Consider the following 25,172-nt stretch of genomic DNA (forward strand, 5'->3'; position numbering starts at 1 on the left):
TAAGTTGATTATTCAGTCTTTAATATACATGAAAAATGTTACTAAAATCATGCTACATAATGTTTAATTAATAAAAGATTATTTATTTATATCCAGTTCATATTGGTTTTTTAATGACTAAGGAACTAGGTTATACGTTTTTATTAAAGTTCAATAAGTACAGATTAACACCGGATTTGCTAACTCTTAGGTTACTCACAGAGCATTGCCTATATTAGAAGTTCATTTAAAGCCGTGAATTAGCTGGTAAGCTTGCCTCTTCGCTCCACATGTAATCCATACATTTTGGTATACGACGCTGCTTCTCCAAGTACTTCACGGCTCATTTTGTCCTTTTTTAAAACACTAATTTTTAATATGAATGACGAGCGGTTACCATTTTCTTGCGTGTGTAAAACTCGATTCCATCCCGTCCGTTTGCATGGAGGTCGCCATAAAATGATTTTTTATACCCAGAGAATGGGAAGAAAGCCATTGGAGCTGGAACACCTAAGTTCACACCTAGCATACCTGCATCGATTTCTTCTCTGAATTGACGAATAGCTTTCGCACTGTCCGTGAATAAACAAGCTCCGTTGGCGAAATCGGATTTATTTGTAAACTCAATTGCATCTTCGATTGTCTCCACTCTTACAATTGACAACACTGGGGCGAAAATCTCTTCTTTCCAGATTTTCATTTCTTGAGTTACATAATCAAAAATCGTTGGTCCTACGAAATACCCACCTTCAGAAGAGGAATTGTCGTCTCGTCCATCACGTAAAAGCGTCGCTCCTTCTCTAACGCCAGAATCAATATAACTAAGTGTTTTATCTTTATGAGAATCTCTAATGACTGGTCCAAGGAAGATATCTTCTTCCAAACCATTACCGATTGTCATCTTGTTCGATTCATCTACTAATCTAGTAACAAGTTCATCAGCAATATCACCAACTGCAACAACAACTGCACAGGCCATACATCTTTCTCCTGCAGATCCAAAAGCTGCATTTATAATATTTGTAACAGTTAAATCCATATCAGCATCAGGCAAGACGATTGTATGATTTTTTGCACCGGCAAGTGCTTGAACTCTCTTACCGTTTGACGTTCCTGTTTTATAAACATACTCCGCTACCGGCTGTGACCCAACGAATGATACTGCTGGAATATCTGGGTGGCTGAGAATGCCATTAACAATATCATGTGCCCCGTGCACAATGTTAAATACACCTTTTGGTAGTTCTGCTTCCTCCAACAACTCAGCAAGACGATTTACCAGAAGAGGTGTTCGCTCAGATGGTTTTAAAATAAAGGTATTTCCACTAGCAATGGCAAGTGGGAACATCCAACAAGGCACCATCATTGGAAAGTTGAACGGTGTGATCCCCGCCACTACACCTAGAGGATAACGATACATACCTGACTCGATATTTGTTGCAATATCAGGAAGTTGATAACCCATCATTAATGTTGGGGCTCCTGATGCAAATTCAACACACTCGATTCCCCGCTGAACTTCACCTAAAGCTTCATTGTAGTTTTTACCATTTTCTATCGTAATAAGCTTTGCAAGTTCCTCTCGATTTTCAATCAATAATTGTTGATATTTAAAAAGAATTCTTGAACGTTGAGGAACGGCAACTTTTTTCCATGTAGAAAATGCTTTTTTTGCAGCTACTACTGCTTTTTCCAAATCTTCTTGTGTTGATATGGGAACTTCTGCCAATATTTCACCTGTTGCAGGATTTGGAACTTCTAAGTACTTATCTGTCGTCGATTTTACCCATTGTCCATCGATATAGTTTAAAAGCGTTTTCTTTTTAACGGCTAATTTATTCATAATCTTCCTCCAATTCTACTTTTCTTTATACCTAACGTAGTTTACACTATCTATATTACCGAAAATTTGGAATTGTTTCACTTTACATAAAGTATAGTCATTCATGATTTTTTTTAACTTTTTGGAGGTGCTATTTTAGATGACGGAATTTGTATTAACAGTTAAAGACATTTTAAATCGCGAGACATTTAATTCTGCTAAAGTCATAGCTGGCTCGAAAGGATTAACTAGACAAGTAAAGTGGACACATATATTAGAAGTAAAAGAATTTGAATCCCTTATTAACGGAGGGGAACTAATTTTAACGACGGGTGTTGGTCTTCAACTTGATTTGCCTACTCAACATAAGTATCTCAATAGCTTAATTGATAAAAATGCGGCTGCTATTTGTATTGAAATAGGTACCTATTTCAAAGAAATTCCGTTTGAACTCATCCAATTAGCGAATGAGCATGACTTTCCCATAATAATTTTCGAGGAAATCGTGAAATTTGTTGATATAACACAGGACTTGCATACCCATATAATTAACCAACATCACCAGATGCTTACTCAACTCGATACATTGTCGAGGAAATTCATCGGACTTTCTCTTGCTCCTAATGGCATCTTAAAAATCCTTCAAGAGTTGCATAACTATTTTCAGCAAGGTGTGCTATTCATTACGGATGATTCAAAATCGCATTATTATCCTTCAGAAATCGGAAATTTAGAAACGGCTATTCGTGGATATATAGAAAAATCTCAAATGGACAATACGGAGAAAATAACCATTACCATCGATAATGACATATTTGCACTCATGCCAGTCAGAGGACTTGGACAAACTTGGGGTTACTTATGTATACAGATGAAACAACAACTATCCAGTGAGCTTTTCTTTCTCATTTTAGATCGGGCTGCGCTCGCCATTGCGCAAATTCTATTGCGAATCAAGACAATCGAAGAACGACGCCAGAACATGGAAGATGAAATCGTACGGAATTTAATGAAAGGACGAGAATACGAACAGGACGATATCCATACTTATTTGCCAACTGCCAACAGTAAAATGTATTTCAGAATTTTTTTAATTCAAATGGATTTTCCAGAAATAAGTATCGTGGAAGAAGACTGGGAAGAAGTAAAGTTGCAAAGGGCTATGTTAGTCCGTACCCTTTTCAAGCGGCATGGTTTTTTCCCAGCAGTTTCTTCAGGAAAGTCAGAAATATCGGTAATCGCTTCTTTTATCGCCGATGATTGTTTAAAGGGAGAAACCGAAAAATTCTCGCAAATCATACGAAGTATTACAGAAATGAAAGAGCAAAGTTATCTGGATGGAAGCAGTTGCACATTTGGTATCAGTAGAGTTTATAAAGATCTTGTCCAAGTAAAAGACGGCTATAAAGAAGCAAAAGAAGTTTTTAAAATGTACGGCTCCAAAATAGCGAAAACTTACTTCTATGAAAACCTTGGTATTTACAGGCTGCTACTGACATTAAAAAATAGTGGCTATCTTGAAGACTATATAAATGACTATTTAAATGTTGTACTGGATTACGATAAAAAGATGGAAAGTTCACTATTTGCTACTCTCTGTGTATATTTGGAATGCAACGGGGTTAAGAACGAAACAGCAGATCGTTTATTTATCGTCAGACAAACGTTATATAACCGACTTGATAAGCTAGAATCAATTCTAGGCTCAAAATTTATGGAACCATCGAACCGTCTGGCACTCGAAGTTGCCATAAAGGCACATCAGCTAGTCAATATTGAAGGGACAATAAGTTTTTCTCGATAAACTCTTCCTTACCCTTTTTGAATATTTAAACAGCAATAAGTCCTTATTTCACAAAAAAAACGTTTGGTGTGTTACCCACCAAACGTTTTTCACTTTAATAACTTATACGAGAGACTTACTCTCTTCGTCTTCCCATGCTGGTAACATATTATTTAACTTTCTATCTTCTCGGTAACCTAACACATATTCTGCCTGCATAATTGTGTGGATTTCACGCGTACCTTCATAAATAACAGGCGCCTTGGAATTACGTAAATAGCGTTCAACTGGATACTCATCTGAATAGCCATATGCTCCATGAATCTGAACAGCGTCATCTGCCGACTTGTTTGCGAAGTCACATGCTTGCCATTTAGCAAGAGATGTTTCTCGTGTATTACGCTTCCCTGCATTTTTTAATTCCCCTGCTCGGTAAACGAGTAAACGACTCATTTCAAAGCCAGCTTCCATATTCGCTATCATCTGTTGAACTAGTTGATGCTTGCCGATTTCTTTACCAAATGTCTCACGAGCATGACAATAACTTACACTTGCTTCGATACATGCCATAATTTGACCAACTGCTCCTGCGGCAACAGTGAATCGACCGTTATCGAGAGCAGCCATGGCAATTTTAAATCCTTCGCCTTCTTCACCAAGCAGGTTCTCTTTTGGTACTTTGACATTTTCAAAGAATATTTCTCCTGTATTTCCTGAACGAATACCCAGCTTTCCTTTTATCGCTTTAGAGGAGAAGCCTTCCCAAGCTCTTTCAACGATGAATGCTGATATCCCTTTATGTTTCTTTGTTTTATCGGCTGTGTATGCGAATACTAAGAAGGTATCAGCCTGATCACATAATGAAATCCATGTCTTTTGTCCATTCAAAATGTAATGATCGCCTTCTTTCACAGCTGTTGTTTGCATGGCTGCTACGTCTGACCCTGCTCCTGGTTCAGTTAGACCAAAAGCGCCGATTTTTTCACCTTTTGCTTGGGGAACTAAGTACTTTTGTTTCTGTTCTTCGCTGCCCCATTGGAGCAATGTCATGCTGTTTAAGCCTGTATGAACTGAAACGGCTGTACGGAAAGTAGTGTCTCCACGTTCCAATTCTTCACAAACGATTGCTAATGAATTATAGTCCATCCCACTACCACCATATTGTTCTGGAATACAAACACCCATTAATCCAAGGTCTGCAAGTTTCGGTAAAATAGCCGAATCATATTTTCCTTGGCGATCCCATTCTCCAATATAAGGCATGATTTCCTTGTCAACAAACCCTCTTACTGTGCTACGTAACATGTTTTGCTCTTCTGAAAATGAAAAATTCATACAATGATCTCCCCTTTTATTTAGTTGATTTTGAACTAGCTAAACGACCTAGTATTTCATCATTATGTTCTCCTGGATTAGGTGGATGGTGTTTCATGGTGACCGGTGTCCGTGAAAGTTTTAATGGACTGCCAATCATTTTTATCTTGCCTGCTGTTGGATGGTCATGTTCGATAAACATATTGCGTGCAGCCAATTGTGGATCATTTACTACTTGCTCTATATTCTGGATAGGACCACAAGGAATATTATTAGCTCTGCAATCCTTATGCCAAAAAGCGGTTGGTTTTGTAGAAAAGACCTCTTGTAATAAAGGAATCAATTCTTTTCGATTTTCCACTCGCTGTGGATTCGTCATAAAACGTTCGTCAGTAGATAGATGTTGAACATTCATTATTTGACAAAGTGATGAAAATTGATTGTCATTTCCGACTGCGATGACAATCTCTCCGTCTAACGTTTTAAATGTTTGGTACGGAACAATATTGGCATGTTCATTTCCAAGCGCTGTAGGTGTCACTCCTGACATCAAATAATTACTTCCAATATTCACCAATGCACTAACGGCAGTATCGTAAAGAGAAATATCTAAACTTTGACCTTTTCCAGACTGTACCCGTTCTAGTAAAGCACCTTGAATACCAATACAGGCGTACAATCCCGTCAAAATGTCCGTTATAGCTACTCCTGTTTTTTGAGGACCAGATTCTTTGTTTCCTGTGATGCTCATCAGTCCGCTCATTGCCTGAATAATGAAGTCATAACCTGGTACATTTCTATCCGGGCCTGTTTCTCCAAAACCAGTTATCGAACAATAAACAATTTGTGGATTGATTTTTGCAAGAGTATCGTAGTCCAATCCATAATTCTCCATAGTTCCTGTTTTAAAGTTATTGATAATTACATCACTTTCACTGACAAGCTCTTTAATGACCTGAACACCACTTTTGGACTTTAAATCAACAGTAATCGCCTTTTTATTGCGATTCGTACTCAAGTAATATGCACTCACACCGTTTTTAAAAGGGGGACCCCATTTACGCGTTTCATCACTCCCCCCAGGTGCTTCTACTTTGATCACTTCTGCTCCCAGATCACCTAAAATCATCGTACAGTATGGCCCTGCCAAAACACGTGATAAATCAAGCACTCGGATATTACTTAATGCTCCAGTCACATATTCACTCCTTTCTTTACACAATACAAAAAGCCAGTTCAAAAAGACTACAGAAACTGTAAGTCTAATTAAACTGGCTTTTATCTGTGAGTTATTATCCTTAAGGATTTTAACAGATTAGGCAGCAATGGCTTTCATATAAAACAAGATCATGTGGTATGAACGTTTAAACGTTTCAACATGATTCATTTCATATAATAATATCACATTATATTATATTTGCAATATTAAAATTATTTATTCGTTATATAGATGTATTATTTGAAGAATTATACGTTTCATACTGTTTATATAAGTCTTTCAAAGCTGAAATAAGTGCATTTCCTGCTTTGCCTAAGTAATTATTTCTAACAGCTTCGATTGGCTTATCAATGCCATCTTGTAAGCTAAGTCCTCTTAGTAAATGATGAACGAAATCCTGTCCATGTTGAGTTGCTAATGTACAGCTTGCTGTAATTATCACACCATATTGCTTATCGATTTCAGCTGTAATCGTCAACGTTTCATATAAATTTTGTGCAGCCATTCCTGATGGAAGCCTTGCATGTCCAGCAATAAATAAAGTATTCATTTTCTAATCCACCCCTCTGAGATAAATAGTCTCTGTGCCGTCTATCTCCTTCCATTAAAGATAACACTTCCTACAAAAATAACCATAATATATTATTACTAATTTTCGCATTAAAATGCCATTCATGATAGCTTCACATGAATGGCACTCCCTAAGTTAACTTATTGCGATAGACACATACTGTGTTTCTAAGAAAGCTTCTATTCCTTCACGTCCACCTTCACGTCCAACTCCACTCTCTTTCATCCCACCAAATGGAGCTTGAACAGCTGAAGGTGCTCCATCATTCCAACCAACAATACCAAAGTTTAGTTGCTCGATTAAAAGAGTACCTTTAGCCACGCTGTCAGTAAAGACATAGGCAGCCAATCCATATGGAGTATCATTCGCAAAAGAAATTGCTTCTTCCATTGTTTCTACTTTTTGAATAGGTGCCACAGGTCCAAATGTTTCTTCCTGCATAACGATCATTGACGGATTTACATTACTAATGACTGTAGGGGCATAGAAAGTCCCTCCATTATTTGAAATTTCATTACCACCCGTTTCGATTTTCGCTCCTTTAGATAGTGCATCCTCAACATGATGGCTCACTTTTTCGAGACTCGCTTGATTGATTAGTGGTCCAATGCTCACTTCTGTTTCGGCACCATTCCCGACTTTCATCAGATTAACTGCTGCAGAAAATTTCTCTACAAATTCGTCATGAATACCTGATTGCACATATATTCGATTAGCGCAAACGCATGTTTGACCAGCGTTTCTGAATTTTGAAGCAATTGCACCTTTTACTGCTAATTCCACATTGGCATCATTTAATACAATCAACGGTGCATGTCCACCTAGTTCGAGTGATAATCGTTTCACTTGATGTGCACTTTGCTTAATTAAAATTTTCCCAACTTCAGTAGAGCCGGTAAAAGTAACTTTACGAATCTTTTCATTTTCCATTATAGCTTTTCCGATTTGGCTTGAAGAGCCAGTCACCAAGTTAATAACACCTTTAGGAAAACCAGCCTCTTCACATAACTCCAGCATTTTTATAGCTGTTAAAGGACTATCGCTAGATGGTTTAATCACAATTGTGCAACCAGCCGCTAAAGCCGGCCCCATTTTTCTAGTTAACATAGCAGCAGGGAAATTCCATGGTGTGATAGCAGCAACAACTCCTACCGGTCTTTTCCATACTTGCAAACGTTTATTCGTCATATGAGAAGGCAAGATTTCTCCATATACACGTTTTCCTTCTTCAGCGTACCATTCCAGAAAAGCTGCAGCGTAAATCACTTCTCCTCTTGCTTCATTTATTGGCTTGCCCATCTCCGCCGTCATGATTTGTGCTAATTCATCTTGATGTTCTACCATCAGTTCATGTAATTTTTTTAAATAACTTGCACGCTCATAAGCGGTTGTTTTTGACCACGTTTGAAATGCATCATAAGCAGCATCAATTGCTTGATTCGCTTCTACTTCCCCACCAATTGGCACGCTACCTACAATTTGGCCATTGGCTGGATTTACAACATCTAATACTTCAAGATCTTTTCCAACCCATTCACCATTTATATACATTAAATAGTTTTTCTCTTCCACTGTTTGTTTCATTCATTTAGTCCCCATTCTTAAGTTTACTAGTTAAAATTCAATCTTCTTCAAGTATACGTTTTATTTCTTTATTCATATGTTCTTCAGACTTGTCAGGCCCATACTTGGACATCGATACTTTATATAAAATTAATCCTATTAGTACCCAAACAATAATGATAATCCACTCATACGGCCAAATAAGAGCAGACGGCATCCCTGGCATATAAAGAAGACCGATTCCAAAAGACATGAATACGGCAATCCAACCAACCGCACTACCACCTCGAACCAGATACGGACGCTTCATATCAGGACGTTTTTTACGAAGAATAACAAATGATAGAGCCACCATTAACCAAGCGACAATTAATGCGAACCCACCTGCATCAACAAGCCATACGAGTGCAGGTCTTCCGAAGAATGGTGCTACTGTTGTTAATACTGCGATTAATAAAATTGCTTTATGTGGTGTCTTGTACTTTGGATGAAGCTCACCCAGAGATTTTGGCAGCATACCTGCTTTTGCAAGTGCATAAATCGCACGACTTCCTCCTATATAGAAGCCGATCCAACTAGACAGTATTCCTCCGATTCCACCTAAGACAAGGACATTCCCCATCATTTGACTGCCTCCAAAAGCTTTCGCCATCGCATCTGCTGTCACCAAGTTGGAATTGGAAATTTCCGAAGGAGTCAATACGCGCGATACACCGATAATGATGGAAACATACCATGTAATTGCCAGGATGACAGAGAATATTAATAATTGGCCAATCCTTTTGCGTGGAAGATTAATCTCTTCCGCAGCTTGTGGAATTACATTAAATCCAACAAACATAAATGGGGTCATAATTAAAACAATCATGATTCCTGCAGTTCCTTTTTCAAAAAATGGCTTCATGTTTTCCATATTTCCTGCTATTGAACTTCCAGTGACCAATAATACACCGGATATAATGATGATCAAAGTAAGAATTGACATAATGATACTTGATAACTGTATGCCACGGTAATTGATCCAAGCAATAAGAATGGAGCCTATTACGCCTACTGCTACCCACGTAATATTGACATCCCAACCTGCAATTGTATACAGATAACCCATACTATAGTTTGGAACTAAATATTCAAAAACAGTGGGAAGAGCAACTGCCTCAAATGCTACAACGGAGACATACCCAAGAACAACTGCCCAAGTTGTTATGAATGAGGCAGTCCTTCCCATTGCTGCGTAACTATAAAATAATTCTCCGCCTGTAAGAGGAAGGGCGGCGGCTAACTCCGCATACGTAAGCCCAACAAAGATAACGAGGAGACCACCAATTAAGAATGCTAAAATAGCTCCCATGGATCCCGCTTCTGTAATCCAAAGTCCAGCGGTTACAACCCAACCCCATCCAATCATCGCCCCTAAAGCAAGAGCAAGAACGTCCTTATTACCTAATACTTTCAACAACTGTTGCTCTTTCATTTGTTTTCCTCCGTTCAAGCTCATGATGTTTGCTTTAGAGTTTTAATAATTGACTTACTAACTCTTGTTTAACAGTCAATACAGACTCACGTAATTTTTCAATGAGTGTTTGGATTTGCTCTTTTGTAATTGTTAATGGAGGAGAAAAACAGATAATGTCAGAATCGTCGTATGTGACAGCCCGGCAAATTACGCCTCTTTCATGTAAAGCCTCTATCACTCTTGGTGCCAATTTCAAATTTGGCGAAATAGGATCATGTAAAATTTCCATCGCTCCTAAAAGTCCAATCGTACGGACATCCCCAACAATTCTCAATTCCGCTTGTATCTCCTTCAAACCTTTTAATAGTTCCTCTCCCATCTTTCTGGAGTTTTCAACTAGCCCTTCTTGTTCCAAGATTTCAATATTCTTTAGCGCAACTGCTGCCCCAGTTGGATGTCCACTATACGTAAAGCCATGGAACAAGACACCCTCTGATTTTTCCTTCAACACTTCATGAATTTCATCTGATACAATGACACCTCCAAGAGGAAAATACCCACTTGTGACACCTTTAGCAAAAGTTATTAAATCCGGCTCAACATTCCAGTGCTCAATGCCGAACATTTTTCCAGTACGCCCAAAACCAGTGATTACTTCGTCAGCAACAAACAAGATTCCATACTCATCACAAAGTTTACGTATTTCCTGGAAATAATCACTTGGAGGAATAAGAACACCGCCAGCCCCTTGAACAGGTTCCACTAATAATGCGGCAACCGTATCAGGTCCTTCGTTCTCAATTACTTCTCTGATAGATGCAATTGATTTAATTGTCCCAACTTCATATGGATTTTTAGCATGGGCAAAACCTGTTTCCATGTGTCCCGCCATATTCCAAAACTCCGGAATTCCAGTTGCACTCGTCGCACCAACTGCAACCCCATGGTAGCCTCGCTTAAGCGAAATGATTTTATTTCGGTCATGTTGACCTTGGATTTTCCAATAATGACGAACAAGTTTGATAGCCGAGTCATTTGACTCTGACCCTCCAGACGTGAAAAATACTGCATTTAATTTAGGTGGAGCAAGATCGGCTATTTTTTTAGCTAACATGATAGCAGGTTCATGACTGAACGTTGAAAAAGCTGAACTATAAGCTAACTTTTTCATCTGCTCCATTGCAACTTCTGCTATTTCTGTTCTCCCGTGTCCTATATTGACATTCCATAAGGACGACATAGCATCAATGAATACTTTTCCATCAATGGTTGTTAAATAAATGCCCTCCCCTTTTTCAATAATAAGTTTTGCCCCTTTTTCTTGTTGCAGTTGAATGGATGACGTCGGGTGAATAAAGTGCTTCTTGTCCAATTCGATTAATTCATTCATATTCATATTCATTTCCTCCTCAATTTTTAGTAGTTTATTAAAATACCAAACGCTAAAAATAAGCGCACACATACGTTAGGTATAGGTATTACTATATATGCATTCCAATCCTAAATAGATACATATAAGCTCAATTAGACAATGTATTATTAGTAGATTGAAAGTAGAACCTAAGTAAAAGATAATCCAACTGGAAGTCTTCATTGTACATATTTATTAGTGTCTAAATTAAAAAAGCCAATTATAAAGACAAGGGGTAGCTAAATAAGTCCCGTCTGTATAACTGGCTTCTATCTACTTATAGCTCCATTTATACAATAGAGTCTGCTAGATTTGGCAGTTAGTTTTTTAATTTAATACTATTACTTTCAATATAACAACCAATTATTTTTCTGTCAATGGATTATGAAAATTCTGAATTTCCAATCCGAATTATTCCACTGGCGGTTTTTTTAAAATCATAAGTGTTTCTCAGTTAGTTTTTGATTAGTTATGTAGTAAGTAAATAGTGTATTAAGCACGATATTGACAATTAGTTTTGAGTTTAAACAGCAGTTTAAAAGAATTTAGGCTGATAATGTACAAACATAACTATCAGGCAATGGATTGAGTTGAAGTACTAATACTTACGAGTTTAATTGCGAAGTAGATGAGTAAAGTAAGTTAAAAGTAAATAAAAAAGAGCTACGCTTCTTTATAAAAAAGAAGCGTAGCTCTTTTACTTTTTAATATCAGTTTGATAACAATACACTCATGATTGTTATTTTTTATTATGGCTATATAGCTTAGTAGCTTCATACATATTATTAAACAAATTAGACCAAATGGAATCATTTTTCCATAATCGCTCCGGATGGAACTGTAATCCAATTAACCATGGATGTTGCTCTCCCTCAATCGCCTCTATGATATTGTCTTCTACTGACAAAGCAGATACTTTTAGCCCATCACCTAAACGGTCTATACATTGGCGGTGGAAGGAGTTTACTTGTACTGTTTTATTCCCAAGGATGTTTCCAAGCTGACTACTTGTTTCCAATTTGATTTCATGCGTTGGTATATCTCCAGGAATATTTTGTTTTTCTTGATGATGCTCAATTAAACCATTTATATTTTTTAATGTTCCACCACAAACATCATTAATCATTTGTTCCCCTCTACAAACTCCCAAAATAGGAATTTTCAAAGGTAAAGCTTCCTGTAATAAAGTTAATTCATTATTATAACGTTCACCCCCGGTCCCTTTTAATCCGGGTAATGTACTTGATGGTTCTTTTAATGGTAAAACTCCGCCTCCTGATAATAGTAGGCCATCTAATTTTCCTAAATACCTTTTTATTTCATTCCTGTCTAAAATTGGGGGTAATAAAATTGGTTGCATATTATGGCTTTGCAGAGCCTCTATATAGTGACGCTCTATATAAAGGAGAGGATGATTTGGGTAAATATCTTGAGACTCTCCTTTATCTATATGAGCTGTAACACCAATCCATGGTTTCATACGATAGCACTCCCTTATTCTAGAAAACTAAGATTTATATAGTAAAAACTAAGATTATTCATGCAAATGACATGCAACCCCTTGATTTCCTCTTTCTGTCCACTCTGGGTTTACTTCCTCGCAAATCCTCCCAATTTTAACTGGACATCTAGTATGAAATCTACATCCTGAAGGGGGGTTAAGAGGAGTCGGTACACTCCCTTTTAATAAAATTCTTTCTCTACGTTGCTTTTTGTCTAAAGAAGGAACTGCTGACAATAATGCTCTTGTATAAGGATGGAGAGGATTTTTAAACAAATCCTCAGTTTTACCAATTTCCACAATTTTCCCTAAATACATGACTGCAACACGATCACTAATATAATTTACAACACTTAAGTCATGAGCAATAAATAAATAGGTTAAATTTAATTCTTCTTGTAACTCTTCTAATAAATTAATAATTTGAGCTTGGACAGATACATCCAACGCAGAGACTGGCTCATCAGCAACTATAAATTCTGGTTGCATAGCCAATGCACGACCGATACCGATTCTCTGCCGTTGCCCACCACTAAATTGATGAGGATAATTGTCTAAGTGCCTATATGACAGTCCAACGCGATTTACTAATTTCATCATCTCTTCTTCTTGTTGGTGTAAATCATTAATTCCTCTATTTAATAAAGCAATACTTAAAATACTTCGTACAGTTTTTCTAGGGTTAAGAGAAGCATAAGGATTCTGGAATATAATTTGAGCTTTTTTCTTAAAATCTTTCATTTGTTTTGGATTGTAGTCAAAAATATTCTCATTATTATAAAGAACCTCCCCCTCGGTTGCATCATGTAAACGAAGGATTGTTCTACCTAATGATGACTTACCACATCCGCTTTCTCCAACAATTCCGAGTGTTTCTCCAGGGAAAATATTTAAATTAACCCCATCTACAGCATGGACAACTTTGTCCTCCTCTTTACCTAACCATTTTTCTAGTAAAGAGACCTTATTAACATAGTGTTTCTTTACATTGTTTATTGATACTAATGGAGATACTTTTTTTTGATTTAGATCTAATTTTATATTTTTTTCTCCTAGTAACAAATTCATTGTATTAATAAAGCCTCCTCCTTATAGAGAATACATCTGACTTGACGACCATTTTCCAAACTCAGCATCTGTTGGTTTTGATTACATTCTTCTTTTGCAAAAGCACAACGACTTGCAAAAGCACATCCTTCTCCTAACTCCAATATATCAACTACATTTCCTGGAATTGGTTTAATTTTCTCGCGATTCTCAATTTTAGGTATCGAATTAATTAATCCTTGTGTGTAAGGATGCTTTGGATTTTCGACGATATCATCAACATGACCACGTTCAACAATCTGGCCAGCATACATTACCGCAATCTCATCACAAAATTCAGAGGCGACCGCTAAGTCATGTGTGACAACAATGATACTTGTTCCATGCGTTTTATTAATTGTTTTCATTAATTCTAAGATTTGAGCTTGAACAGTTACATCCAAAGCGGTAGTTGGTTCGTCTGCTAACAATAACTTTGGATTACAGGAAAGTGCAATCGCTATAATCGCTCTTTGTTGCATCCCCCCACTAAATTGATGAGGATATTCACTAAATCGAGAATCCGGAGCTGGAATTCCAACTTCATCCATTAACTCTAACACTCTCTCACGTGCTACTTTATCTTCATCACTTCGTTTGAAGAATCGTTTATATGAGAGCGGTTTTTTGTCTTGATGTATTAAAAAAGATTCTTTTATTTGATCTCCGATTTTATAAGCAGGATTTAAGGTAGTCATAGGATCTTGAAAAATCATAGCTATTTCTTTTCCACGGACATTTCTCCAGTCTTCCTTTGAAAACTTGGTCAATTCCTTCCCCTCAAATGAGACACTACCATCAAGAATTTTTCCAGGTGATGAAATTAGTCCCATTAAAGAATATAGTACTGTGCTTTTACCGCAGCCAGATTCCCCTACAAGTCCTAAAATCTTCCCCTTTTCTACTGTTAAATCAATATTATTAACTGCTTTAGCTACTCCTCTTTCCGTTTCATATCCGATTGATAAATTTTTTATATTTAGCATACCTTCTCTCCTTTGAAGTTATTTAGATTTTAATCTTGGATCTAAAATATCTCTTAAACCTTCTCCAAGTAAATTAATACTTAATATTAAAATTATGAGCGCAATTCCTGGTAGCGTAGTTATCCACCAAGCATTTAACATATAATCTCGACCTGCACTAATCATTGAACCCCATGCAGCTGTAGGTGGTTGTATTCCAAGTCCTAGAAAGCTTAAAGAAGCTTCCATAATAATTAAAAATCCTAATCTTAATGTTGCTAATACTAAGATTGAGTGAATAATATTTGGTAATACTTCGGAAACCATCACCTTAAAATGAGATCTTCCAATAGCCACTGCTGCTTCAACATATTCTTTAGTTTTTTCATTCATTATCTCTCCACGAACAACCCTGAAAAATTCAATCCAACTAATAAAAACTAATGCAAGGATAAGGTTCCAAAAACCAGGACCAAGAAAAGCCATCATTGCGATTGCAAAAATAAGGAATGGAAAAGCACTCATTAATTCAGATATTCGACAAAGTATTGTATCAAACCATCCTCTAAAATATCCTGCAATCAATCCTAACGTCGTTCCAATAATCATTGCAGATGAAATTGCAATGATACCCACAGTCATCGAAACTCTTGCTCCCCAAATTATTCGAGATAATAGGTCCATCCCCATAGAATCTGTTCCTAAAATAAATTTTGCACTACCACCATCTACCCAAAATGGAGGAACAAACCTATTCATCAGATCCCCCTCAACAGCACTGTGAGGTGCAATCCATGGTGCAAAAATAGCAACCGCCATAAACAGTGAAATCACAATTGCTCCAATACACGCTGAAGGATGTCTGACAAGTTTTTTAGAGAAATCCATGACATTATTAAAAAGCAAATTTATTTTTTGACGTTGTGGAGAAATAGATGCTTGTGTCTTTTTATAGGCCATTTCAGTAGTCGATCGGTTCATTTTTTCACCTCCAACTTAACTATTACATTCCAATTTTGGGATTTAAATATGTGTAAAGTGTATCAACTAATAAATTTGCCATTACGAATGTAAATGCATAAAACATGACTACACCTTGTACTAGTGGATAATCGCGACTGAAAATTGCCTCTACCGCTAACCTTCCTAGCCCTGGCCAACCGAAAACAGTTTCAACTATCATGTTACCGCCTAGTAATATTCCAATCTCTAAACCAATAACGGTTACAGTTGGAATTAACCCGTTTCGTAATGCATGCTTGATAATGACATGACTTTCTTTTAATCCTTTTGCTCTTGCTAATGTTACATAATCCGCTCTAAGCACTTCCAACATCGTTGACCTCGTTACCCTAGCAATAACGGAAGATGTTGCTGCTCCCAAGGTAATTGCCGGAAGAACGAGGTGCATAAAGGAACTTTTAAATGCACTCCAGTTACCTGTGATAAAACTATCTACTAGATTTAGTCCAGTAATTCTTTGAATTTCAATACCAAAATCAACTCGCCCTTTTACCGGAGTCCAACCTAAATGAACGGAAAATATGAAGATTAATACGATTCCAAGCCAAAATGGAGGAACAGAAATCCCAAAGAAAGAGCCTCCCATAGACAATCGATCAATAAGACTATTTTGTTTTACAGCTGAATATACTCCGATTGGAATCCCTATAAGAACAGAAAATAACACTGCCATTAATGCTAACTCGATAGTGGCGGGCAAAGTTTCTACGATTAAATCAAGAACAGGTTTAGATTTTGTAAAAGATTCACCAAAATCACCAGTAAGAATTCCCGTAAAATAATCATATAGTTGAACCGGTATGGAAGCATCCAAATTATATTGTTCTTTCAATGCCGCAATTTCAGATTCACTTACATTCCCATCACTACCCATCATCAAATCTACTGGGTCACCTGGTGTGAATCTCATAAATAAGAAAACAATTAATGTAATACCGAACATTACAGGGATCGTTAACAAGATTCTTTCTACTATCTTAATCCAACTCACTTTTCCCCCCCCTTTTTATTCGTTCCTAATTATGACCAAAAAACCTAATTTAAGTTCACAGCCTTTTGGTCATAATTTATTTTTATTATTCTAAATAGACATCGTGCATTTTTAACATCGAGTCAGTTGCTGGTTCCCAATTTTTAAGGTTTTTTACACCAGCCTCAATTTCAAACATTGAATATCCAAAAATCCATGGTGCTTCATCATAGATAATTTCTTGTGCCTCATAATACATGTCTTTTCTTTTATCAACGTCTAGTTCTATCGAAGCATCATTCAAGAGTTCATCCACTCTTTTGTTACTATAAAAGCTAAAGTTTCCTCTATCTTCTGTAATTAATTTAGGATTTAAAAAATCATAAGGGTCTTGAGTTGAATTACCCCAATCCGTCATATACATAAGTCTTTCTCCATTTTCAATTAATGGTCCTAGTACTCCCCAATCCCATACGCGAATTTGAGCATCTACTCCAACTTCACGTAATTGTGCTGCAACAGCTTGAACCACTTCACTCTGGGTGTCTTTTGCATCAATTACGACTGAAAATCCATCAGCATAACCAGCTTCCGTTAATAATTGTTTTGCTTTTTCTGGATTGTATTCATAAGGTTTTAAATCCTCATTTAATCCAAAGGCTTCTTGAAGAAGTGGTCCTGCTAATCTAGAACCATATCCTTCTAGCATCGTTTCAACAATCTCATCCATATTTACTGCATAATTCATCGCTTGTCTAACTTTCTCATTATCAAAAGGAGGTTTATTTGTATTCATCTCAATCATATATACTCTTGTACCATTTGCTGTTTTAACTTCAAGATCGTCCTGTTGTTCTAACTGACTAACCAATACAGGAGGCACTCCTTGTATTCGTTGAACTGCACCAGATTGAAGTGCGGCAATTCTAGAAGAGTTTTCTGGAATTACATCAAAAACTAACGTTTTAATCGCTTGTTTTCCTCCATAATAATCATCAAACCTTTCCAATTCAATCCTTTCATCTAGTGATGCACTCTTTACCATAAACGGTCCTGCTCCAATTGGATTTTTAGCAAAATCTTCATCGCCAACTTCTTCAATGTAAGCTTTAGGTACAATTTGTTGGTGAGGCAACATTTGAATAATGATTGGCCATGGTTCTTCTAATGTAAATTTGACCGTTACTTCATCTACCTTCTCTACTTTTGTTAATGGACCTAATAGACCTTTTCTTGGAGATGTTTCACCATTAATCGATCCCTCATTAATAATTCTTTCAAAAGTAAATACTACATCTTCAATTGTTAATGGTGTACCATCATGGAATTTAATTCCTTCTCTAATTGTGAAAGTCCATTCTGTCGGTGTCGGGTTATCCCATGATTCAGCAATTTGTGGTTCTACAGTGCCATCAGGGGCTCTTGTAACCAAACCATCAAAAACATTTCTGAGAACGCTTTCAGTAACACGGTCACGAGAATTAGCAGGATCCAGTGTAAGAATTGGTGATGCTATACCGACAATTACAGTGGAATCTTCGTTAACTACTTTTTTGCCGTCTTCCTTTCCTGATTCTGAACTACTCTCATTTGACTGTTGTCCTGGACTACATGCAGCAATGAAAAACGCACTTGCTAAGATCAATAAAAAGTGAAACTTCTTCTTCACATTTCTTCCCCCTTAGTTTTATATTCTTTTAATTCAAAATAAACTGTTAATACAACTTTGATTATAAGTGGTTATAACATGTGATGTCAATTACTTTTTAATGTTTTATATTGGTAAATATTATTGTATTAGATTATACTAAGTTGTATTAAGATGTACTAAGGTTTACGTTTGTTCGACTTATATCTATATAAGTAATTATAGTAATTTTAAGCTCTTATGTATTTAATTGGTTAAATATATACATTAATCTACATCTAACTGAATGAGAAAGGTGATAAAATGCTCTTAGATCGTAATACAGCTAGTCCTTTATATGAACAACTAAAAAAAGTAATAGAACATAAAATTAAAGTTGGAGAATTAAAAATTGATGAACAGCTCCCTTCTGAAAGACAACTTTGTGAAATATATGAGGTTAGTAGGATAACGGTTCGTCAAGCAATCTCTTTAGCTGAAAATGAAGGTTTATTATATAGAAAACATGGAATTGGCACTTTTGTTACAAAACCCAAAATTCAACAAAAGTTAAGTTCTGTAGATAATTTTCAAACTACATTATCGCAACAGGGTCTTGTAGCAAGGACGGAAAAATGGAGTTCTGAGATTATATCCTGTAATTTTCAGATTTCTAGACTCTTAGATATTGATATCATGGAAAAAGTGGCAAACCTTCGATTAGTTGGTTTTGCTGACGATAGTCCTATCGTTTTTTATGACAGTTACTTTACTTATGACATAGGTAAAAAAATGATAGCCGCTGCTGATGAGGCACTAATGAAGAATACACCCTTTTCTACACTCGATTTGCACAAAGAAATCTCAAATGATTTCCCTACACATGTAGAACAAACAATGGAGGCGCATGTGTCAAATGAACAATTATCTAAAATATTAAGAGTTGAGAAAGGTTCACCAATTTTACGTGTAACTTCTATTGTTTACTGTAATAGCAAGCCTGTTGAATACAAGGAAACTCATTACCGAGGAGATAAATATAAATTTTTCATTACACGAAATCTCTAAATATATATATTTAACCTATCTAATTACATTAGATAGGTTTTTTAATTTGCTTAAATTTTCAATATTCTGATTTGACAAATAGAATATTACGTTTTAAACTATGTTTAGCAAGTGGTTATAACATGTCATCACAAAATAATTCTGACAGGAGAATCATTATGAGAAAAAAAGAACTTCGCATTGTTTGTCCAAATGGCCATTTAGGCTTCGCTCCAACGAAAGAGGAGAGTTTTAGAATCGCAGCAGCTACAAAACCAGATTACTATTGTTGTGACTCAGGAAGTGATGATATCGGAGCTTCGGCACTCGGATCTGACAGATCAGTCAGTATGTATAAATGGCAGAAACACGATTTAGAACTTATGTTACTGGCTGCAAGGGAACAGGGTGTACCAATGTTAATTGGATCATCTGGTGATACAGGAGCGAATAGTCGAGTTGATTTGTATGTTCAAATCATTAAAGATTTAGCAAAAGAACATAATTTGCCGAGCTTTAACCTAGCATACTTTTATTCAGAAGTAGACAAAGGTTATTTACAAGACAAGATGCAAAAAGGAATTACTATTGAAGGTCTAGATGATAGAAGCTCATTAACAGATGGAGACCTTGTAAAAACTAAGCGAATAGTTGCTGTTGCTGGTGTTCATCCATTTATTAAAGCTTTAGATATGGGTGCTGATGTAGTTATTGGCGGACGTTCTAGTGATGCTGCAATTTTTGCCGCCCCTGCTATCCGTGAAGGTTTCCCAGAAGATTTAGCATATTATCTTGGTAAAGTTCTTGAATGTGCAAGTTTCTGTGCTGAACCTTATGGTGCAAAAGAAAGTGTAATTGGTACCATCACTCAAGATGATGTAAAAGTAACTGCAATGCATCCGGAACAACGTTGTACCATTGCTTCTGTTGCAGGACATGCCATGTATGAACGTTCAAACCCTTATTTTGAATACGTTGCTGGCGGAATGTTAGATATGACCAATTGTAAATATGAACAGTATGATGAAAAAACTACTAGAATTACTGGTTCTAAATTTATTCCAATTGAAGGCGACGTAAAGGTGAAATTAGAAGGTTCAGGAAAAGTCGGAGAGAAGTACATTGGAATAGCTGGAGTAAGAGATCCTTATACAATCAAAAACATCGATAAGGTAATTGAGCTTTCTCGAGGCCAAGTTGCTGAAGAGTTTAAAGGTCTTGACTATCATTTGAATTTCAGAATTTTCGGTAAAGATGGCGTAATGGGTGATTTAGAACCTGTTAAAGAAATTAAATCTCATGAACTTGGCATTATTATAGAAGGTATTGCAGATACAAAAGAAAATGCAGAAGCCGTTTCATTATTTGCTACAAGACAAATATTCTATGCTCGTTTACCAGAAGTTAAAGGTACAGCAGGTACAGCAGCATTTATTGTAGATGATGTTATATATGCTGGAGACACTTATTCTTGGACAATGAATCACGTAACTCCGGTAGCTGATCCATTAGAACTATTTGATGTTAACCTAATCAAAATTGGTAATACCGTAAAAGTATAATAGAAAGGGGAATGCATTCTATGCAAACAAAAACACTTAATGAATTAGCAAAAACGATTCGAAGTAAAAATGCTGGTACTGATAGAATTACTTTTGATATTATTTTTAGAGAAAAAGAAAATTATGATATGGTTATAAAAAGTAATTGCATAACTCAAGATACAATCGCTAGCATCTATGGTATTTCAAAAGATAAAATTACAGATTTTGTTCACTTCGATCCTGCTTTTGCCATTAAATTTACTATTAAACGAGCAAAACCAAGTGGCGACCCTGGTGAAGGTGATATTTTTGGATCACAACAATATCCACCTTTATTAGACATTGAAATTCCTATTTCATAAGAATAGATTTCTACCAACAGGTATTTACTAATAAAAGGACGAGATCATTAAAAAATGATCTTGTCCTTTTACTTTTAACCACTCTAATTACTATGTTTAACCTCTCTTTGTCTAATTCAAAATAATCTACTACTTATAAATTATGAATATTAGAAATCGAGTTATCACTTAAGTTGGTCGTTTTTTTAATAGATTTTCATCAAAAGGTCCAATTCACTTAAGAAATGGACCTTTTGATATGTCTTCATTAATGAAGAGAAGCTCAGATTACATAAAAACACTCTTTTCTATCTGCTTCATTTTATAGAAGTACCCTTTTTTATTCATAAGTTCTTCAAACGATCCACTTTCGATGATTATTCCTTGTTCCATTACAATTATTTGATCCATCATTTCTAGTCCCGTCAAACGATGACTAACGAGAACAAGTGTATCGTGCTTCGCTAAATGGAAGAGATGACGATAGATGGATTGTTCTGCTAAAGCGTCCACCGAAGAAGTTGGCTCATCCAATAACCATAAATGCCCCCCTTTTAACATGGCTCTAGCAATAGCTAGTCTCTGTTTTTCACCGCCAGACAGATTCTCACCTTTTTCAAATACTAAGTCTTTTAAAGATAAGGATTCTAGATTTACTTTCGCTAACATTTCAACCATTTGTTCATCTGTTAGTCCATCTTTTGCGATAAGTAAGTTATCGCGTATTGTTCCGTAGAAGAAATGATTTTCTTGTAAAATGATATTTGTTTCTTGCCAAATATTTTCTTGGGTTAGCTGACTAATGGGCACTCCGTCTATCTTGATCGTCCCTCCATCTGCTTGATAAAACTTCATTAACAGCTGTAACAAGGTTGATTTTCCTGAGCCACTAGGTCCAACAATTGCTGTTTTTGAACCCTCTGGTAAGTTCAGTGAAACCTTGTTAAGCACCAGACGACTGTCTGTTGGGAAAGAAAATGTTACATCCATCATGTCAATCTCTAGAGATTTGGAACTAGTGATACTTTCCATTTTGTCTAATGGATTTTCTTTTTGTAGAGTAACGTCTGTAACAGAAAAGAGTCGAGTTGCCGCCCTTCTGCTATCTTCCAAATGACTAGGTAAAATAGCCATTGGCGTGGCATTTTCGAATACAGTCAACGAAATCATCATAAGCATCGCTAAAAAAATGCCATCTAATTGACCCTCAACCACTAAATAAGCACCCAGAACCAACACAATCCAGGAGACGAATAGTCCAGCAAACAGATTCATCGAAAGGTTGAACTTGTCAGTTATTCCCTTCCTTTCTTGCACTTTGACGTAAGCATCTGATGATTTGATTAAGCGTTGTTTTTTCCCTTCTAACTTCTGGTATATTTTCAAATCACGGAATCCATAAAGTAGCTCAGTCACTTCTGTAGATAATTCACCACGCTCTTCCCTGACATTGGATTCGATTGTTCTTTGACGTAACGCGAAAAGTACTGGCAAGATAATACCTGTAAGAATCAAACCAGCGAGTAATGCGAATGCCACATAAACCGAGTAAAAGGCAAGGAAAAAAATGGTGCTTAAAAAGACGATAACCAGAATAATTGGCGGGTAAAATACGCGTAAAAAGAAATTTTGTAGACTTTCAACATCTCCTACAATACGCGCAAGTAGATCTCCACTTCGGTATTTTTGAAAAATACTCGGTGCCAATGGCTCAAGCCTTTCGTAAAATGAGACTCTTAAATTACTTAATATTGAAAAGGTTGCACGATGCGAGAAATAACGTTCCGCATATCGACTTAATGCTGAAGCGATACCGAAAAGCTTTAGCGATGCCATCATGATTGTCAGTGTGTATAGAGGGGGGGCAAGAGCAGCTTTTGAAATTAAATAGCCACTTGAAGCAAACAGACCAACTGCAGCAATACCTGCGATGAAACCGAAGAAAACCGAAAAAAGTATATCCTTTTTCTCAGTAATCACTAATTTTATTACTATTGCTATATCCTTCATTACGTGTCGCCTCCTTTTTGAACCGACACCATATTACGATATTCTTCCACTGAATTAATAAGCTCTGTATGAGATCCTTCAGCCAATAGATTCCCATCTGTTAGGAATAAAATTTTATCGGCGTTCTTAATTGTATGAAGCCTGTGCGCGACAGTAATGACGGTAGAATATTTAGACAATTCTTTTATAGATGCTTGCAGTATTTGCTCTGTTTGAAGGTCTAGACCCGTTGTCGGCTCATCAAACAAAATGATAGATGGTCTCTTTAAAAATGCTCTGGCTATTGCAATTCGCTGTTTCTCCCCACCTGAAAGCCCTCTTCCCGCTTCTCCAATCGGCGTATCATATCCTTGTTTTAGAGACTCAATCATTTCGGATATACCTGCTTTTTTAGCAGCCTCCTCTACTTCCAGTCGAGAAACTTCTCTGTTCCCACCAATTACTATATTTTCTTCAATCGTGCCGGAAAATAGGTAGGGTTGTTGAGAAATATAACTCAATTGATCAAACCATTCTTTTTCATTATAGTCCCTTCGAGTAAGACCATTGACCAGTATTTCTCCTTCAGTATGACCGACTAGACCAGCAATTACATGTAACAGCGTAGTTTTTCCAGAACCACTCCTACCAACAATGGCAACTTGTCCATACGGAGGAATCTCTGCCTGAATATTTTTTAATGCAAATCTATTTTCACCATATGTGAATCCCATTCCATTCAATTTAATTGATGGTGGAGTTGATTCATACATTGAGTTTTTATCATCCCATTGCATAGCAGGTTCGTTTTCAGCCAATTCTTCCATTACAATTTTTGCAGCGCTCATACTGCTTCTTCCTGTATGAAATGCACTACCTAAGTCTTTCAAGGATAAAAAGAATTCAGGCACCAGTACTAATACAAAGAATGCGGCAAAGAACGAAATGCTATCAAAAACAATGAGACGAAATCCAATTTCAAGCGCAATGATTCCAATGCTGAGCATGGAAATAAACTCGAGCATCAAGGACGACAAGAAGGCAACCTTCAATACTTCCATCGTCGCATCCCGAAAATCGAGACTACTTTTGCGAATACCTTCTTTTTGCTGTGCTGATCTTCCAAATAATTTAAGTGTCGTCAAGCCTTGAAGCGTATCTAAAAAACGCCCAGAAAATGCTGTCATTTTTTCCATCTGTTCATCTGACTTCTTTTTGGTTTTGATCCCAATAATAATCATGAAAATCGGAATAAAAGGAGCTGTAAACAGGATGATTAAACCTGTATACATATGCTGCGAAAATATAACGACCAACACTATTAATGGAACAATCATTGTTTGAATCATTTGTGGAATATACTTACTGAAATAGCTATCGATTTCATCAACAGCATCCATCATGACACTCACTTTTCTACCTGACTGTCCAGTAAGTGATGCCTGTATAGGATTTGTTGAAAAGTTATGTAACAATGTCTTTCTAATGCCTCGTTTTACTTTTGACGCCATTTTCACTCCAGTCCGTCCATTCAAATAAATTAGCATGGCTCTTACAAAAAAGACAAGTAATAGAGCACCTAATAATGGAATAACATCTTGAAATGAATGCCCTTTAAGGAAAATCATATCGACAATTGTGACAACGAAGTATGCTTGCCCAATAATTGAGAAAGCTATCAAAATTGATATGATTACCAAAGTAACTATCGTTTTTTTCTCTGCATATGCTAGTTTTTTTAGCTGTTCCATAAACGTTTTTACTCCTACCTTTAAATGATATGTGATATTTGAGTAAATTACATCACGGTTATAACATCTATTGTAGAAGATTTTATATGAATAAGCGAAAGCGAGGACTTAATTTAACTGTGACAATATTGTATCCAAGAATTCAAAGAAGCTGAGTTTAACCTATTAAAAGGTTGAACCCAGCTTCTAGTATTAGCTCCACATAACTGA

At 36.4% G+C, this 25,172-nt stretch carries 19 protein-coding genes; 4 read left to right on the forward strand and 15 right to left on the reverse strand.

Annotated elements, in window-relative coordinates:
• Window positions 1-352 precede the first annotated feature (352 nt).
• A complete protein-coding gene (locus C406_RS0110760; protein WP_017380630.1) occupies window positions 353-1,822 on the reverse strand; it encodes a CoA-acylating methylmalonate-semialdehyde dehydrogenase in 1,470 nt (489 codons plus the stop codon).
• Between the two features lie 139 nt (window positions 1,823-1,961).
• On the opposite strand from C406_RS0110760, the gene C406_RS0110765 reads away from it, so the two are divergent.
• Window positions 1,962-3,605 carry a PucR family transcriptional regulator gene (locus tag C406_RS0110765; RefSeq protein WP_017380631.1) on the forward strand — a complete coding sequence of 548 codons (1,644 nt, stop codon included), beginning with the start codon at window positions 1,962-1,964 and terminating at the stop codon, window positions 3,603-3,605.
• Between the two features lie 102 nt (window positions 3,606-3,707).
• Here C406_RS0110765 and C406_RS0110770 read toward each other — a convergent pair whose 3' ends face one another.
• The 12 genes from C406_RS0110770 to C406_RS0110825 form a co-directional block, all read right to left on the reverse strand.
• Window positions 3,708-4,919, reverse strand: a complete 1,212-nt coding sequence (locus C406_RS0110770; RefSeq protein WP_017380632.1) for an acyl-CoA dehydrogenase family protein — start codon at window positions 4,917-4,919, stop codon at window positions 3,708-3,710.
• Between the two features lie 16 nt (window positions 4,920-4,935).
• The gene (locus C406_RS0110775; RefSeq protein ID WP_017380633.1) at window positions 4,936-6,096 is read right to left on the reverse strand and encodes a CaiB/BaiF CoA transferase family protein; all 1,161 of its coding nucleotides are present in this window, start codon (window positions 6,094-6,096) and stop codon (window positions 4,936-4,938) included.
• A gap of 244 nt (window positions 6,097-6,340) precedes the next feature.
• Window positions 6,341-6,667: a DUF3870 domain-containing protein gene (locus C406_RS0110780; protein ID WP_017380634.1), complete on the reverse strand. Its 327-nt coding sequence runs from the start codon at window positions 6,665-6,667 to the stop codon at window positions 6,341-6,343.
• 156 nt (window positions 6,668-6,823) lie between these two features.
• Window positions 6,824-8,272 carry an NAD-dependent succinate-semialdehyde dehydrogenase gene (locus C406_RS0110785; protein WP_017380635.1) on the reverse strand — a complete coding sequence of 483 codons (1,449 nt, stop codon included), beginning with the start codon at window positions 8,270-8,272 and terminating at the stop codon, window positions 6,824-6,826.
• A gap of 37 nt (window positions 8,273-8,309) precedes the next feature.
• Window positions 8,310-9,725, reverse strand: coding sequence for an APC family permease (locus tag C406_RS0110790; RefSeq protein WP_017380636.1), 1,416 nt, complete (start codon window positions 9,723-9,725; stop codon window positions 8,310-8,312).
• A 34-nt stretch (window positions 9,726-9,759) separates the two neighbouring features.
• A complete protein-coding gene (locus C406_RS0110795) occupies window positions 9,760-11,097 on the reverse strand; it encodes an aminotransferase family protein (protein ID WP_155966731.1) in 1,338 nt (445 codons plus the stop codon).
• A gap of 760 nt (window positions 11,098-11,857) precedes the next feature.
• Window positions 11,858-12,598, reverse strand: a complete 741-nt coding sequence (locus C406_RS0110800) for a gamma-glutamyl-gamma-aminobutyrate hydrolase family protein (RefSeq protein WP_017380638.1) — start codon at window positions 12,596-12,598, stop codon at window positions 11,858-11,860.
• Between the two features lie 54 nt (window positions 12,599-12,652).
• Window positions 12,653-13,687 carry an ABC transporter ATP-binding protein gene (locus tag C406_RS0110805; protein ID WP_017380639.1) on the reverse strand — a complete coding sequence of 345 codons (1,035 nt, stop codon included), beginning with the start codon at window positions 13,685-13,687 and terminating at the stop codon, window positions 12,653-12,655.
• Complete coding sequence (locus tag C406_RS0110810; protein ID WP_017380640.1) at window positions 13,684-14,691, reverse strand: ABC transporter ATP-binding protein; 1,008 nt, start codon at window positions 14,689-14,691, stop codon at window positions 13,684-13,686. The genes C406_RS0110805 and C406_RS0110810 overlap by 4 nt, the downstream gene beginning before the upstream one ends.
• An 18-nt stretch (window positions 14,692-14,709) precedes the next feature.
• On the reverse strand, window positions 14,710-15,651 hold the full coding sequence (locus C406_RS0110815) for an ABC transporter permease (protein ID WP_017380641.1): 942 nt from the start codon (window positions 15,649-15,651) through the stop codon (window positions 14,710-14,712).
• Window positions 15,652-15,673: 22 nt separating this feature from the next.
• Window positions 15,674-16,684, reverse strand: a complete 1,011-nt coding sequence (locus tag C406_RS0110820; protein ID WP_017380642.1) for an ABC transporter permease — start codon at window positions 16,682-16,684, stop codon at window positions 15,674-15,676.
• A gap of 85 nt (window positions 16,685-16,769) precedes the next feature.
• Entirely contained in the window at window positions 16,770-18,332 is a 1,563-nt protein-coding gene (locus tag C406_RS0110825) for an ABC transporter substrate-binding protein (protein ID WP_017380643.1), read from the reverse strand.
• 282 nt (window positions 18,333-18,614) lie between these two features.
• On the opposite strand from C406_RS0110825, the gene C406_RS0110830 reads away from it, so the two are divergent.
• The 3 genes from C406_RS0110830 to C406_RS0110840 all read left to right on the forward strand — a co-directional run bounded on the left by C406_RS0110830 (window position 18,615) and on the right by C406_RS0110840 (window position 21,243).
• Window positions 18,615-19,358: a GntR family transcriptional regulator gene (locus C406_RS0110830; RefSeq protein ID WP_017380644.1), complete on the forward strand. Its 744-nt coding sequence runs from the start codon at window positions 18,615-18,617 to the stop codon at window positions 19,356-19,358.
• A gap of 158 nt (window positions 19,359-19,516) precedes the next feature.
• Window positions 19,517-20,899, forward strand: coding sequence for an acyclic terpene utilization AtuA family protein (locus tag C406_RS0110835; RefSeq protein WP_017380645.1), 1,383 nt, complete (start codon window positions 19,517-19,519; stop codon window positions 20,897-20,899).
• A gap of 20 nt (window positions 20,900-20,919) precedes the next feature.
• On the forward strand, window positions 20,920-21,243 hold the full coding sequence (locus C406_RS0110840) for a DUF4387 domain-containing protein (RefSeq protein ID WP_017380646.1): 324 nt from the start codon (window positions 20,920-20,922) through the stop codon (window positions 21,241-21,243).
• A 267-nt stretch (window positions 21,244-21,510) separates the two neighbouring features.
• Here C406_RS0110840 and cydC read toward each other — a convergent pair whose 3' ends face one another.
• The gene (gene cydC / locus C406_RS0110845; protein WP_017380647.1) at window positions 21,511-23,232 is read right to left on the reverse strand and encodes a thiol reductant ABC exporter subunit CydC; all 1,722 of its coding nucleotides are present in this window, start codon (window positions 23,230-23,232) and stop codon (window positions 21,511-21,513) included.
• Complete coding sequence (gene cydD / locus C406_RS0110850; protein WP_017380648.1) at window positions 23,232-24,962, reverse strand: thiol reductant ABC exporter subunit CydD; 1,731 nt, start codon at window positions 24,960-24,962, stop codon at window positions 23,232-23,234. The genes cydC and cydD overlap by 1 nt, the downstream gene beginning before the upstream one ends.
• Between the last annotated feature and the right edge of the window lie 210 nt (window positions 24,963-25,172).

Origin of the sequence: Paenisporosarcina sp. TG-14 (assembly GCF_000297555.1) — a bacterium.
Lineage (GTDB): Bacteria > Bacillota > Bacilli > Bacillales_A > Planococcaceae > Paenisporosarcina > Paenisporosarcina antarctica.

Bases quoted from the DNA above. Each gene is read 5' to 3' on its own strand.
- C406_RS0110795 (WP_155966731.1), bottom strand. From the start codon at position 11,097: ATGAATGAATTAATCGAATTGGACAAGAAGCACTTTATTCACCCGACG.
- C406_RS0110805 (WP_017380639.1), bottom strand. From the start codon at position 13,687: ATGAATTTGTTACTAGGAGAAAAAAATATAAAATTAGATCTAAATCAA.
- C406_RS0110800 (WP_017380638.1), bottom strand. From the start codon at position 12,598: ATGAAACCATGGATTGGTGTTACAGCTCATATAGATAAAGGAGAGTCT.
- C406_RS0110760 (WP_017380630.1), bottom strand. From the start codon at position 1,822: ATGAATAAATTAGCCGTTAAAAAGAAAACGCTTTTAAACTATATCGAT.
- C406_RS0110780 (WP_017380634.1), bottom strand. From the start codon at position 6,667: ATGAATACTTTATTTATTGCTGGACATGCAAGGCTTCCATCAGGAATG.
- C406_RS0110765 (WP_017380631.1), top strand. From the start codon at position 1,962: ATGACGGAATTTGTATTAACAGTTAAAGACATTTTAAATCGCGAGACA.
- C406_RS0110770 (WP_017380632.1), bottom strand. From the start codon at position 4,919: ATGAATTTTTCATTTTCAGAAGAGCAAAACATGTTACGTAGCACAGTA.
- C406_RS0110835 (WP_017380645.1), top strand. From the start codon at position 19,517: ATGAGAAAAAAAGAACTTCGCATTGTTTGTCCAAATGGCCATTTAGGC.
- C406_RS0110810 (WP_017380640.1), bottom strand. From the start codon at position 14,691: ATGCTAAATATAAAAAATTTATCAATCGGATATGAAACGGAAAGAGGA.
- C406_RS0110790 (WP_017380636.1), bottom strand. From the start codon at position 9,725: ATGAAAGAGCAACAGTTGTTGAAAGTATTAGGTAATAAGGACGTTCTT.
- C406_RS0110785 (WP_017380635.1), bottom strand. From the start codon at position 8,272: ATGAAACAAACAGTGGAAGAGAAAAACTATTTAATGTATATAAATGGT.
- cydD (WP_017380648.1), bottom strand. From the start codon at position 24,962: ATGGAACAGCTAAAAAAACTAGCATATGCAGAGAAAAAAACGATAGTT.
- C406_RS0110840 (WP_017380646.1), top strand. From the start codon at position 20,920: ATGCAAACAAAAACACTTAATGAATTAGCAAAAACGATTCGAAGTAAA.
- C406_RS0110830 (WP_017380644.1), top strand. From the start codon at position 18,615: ATGCTCTTAGATCGTAATACAGCTAGTCCTTTATATGAACAACTAAAA.
- C406_RS0110815 (WP_017380641.1), bottom strand. From the start codon at position 15,651: ATGAACCGATCGACTACTGAAATGGCCTATAAAAAGACACAAGCATCT.
- cydC (WP_017380647.1), bottom strand. From the start codon at position 23,232: ATGAAGGATATAGCAATAGTAATAAAATTAGTGATTACTGAGAAAAAG.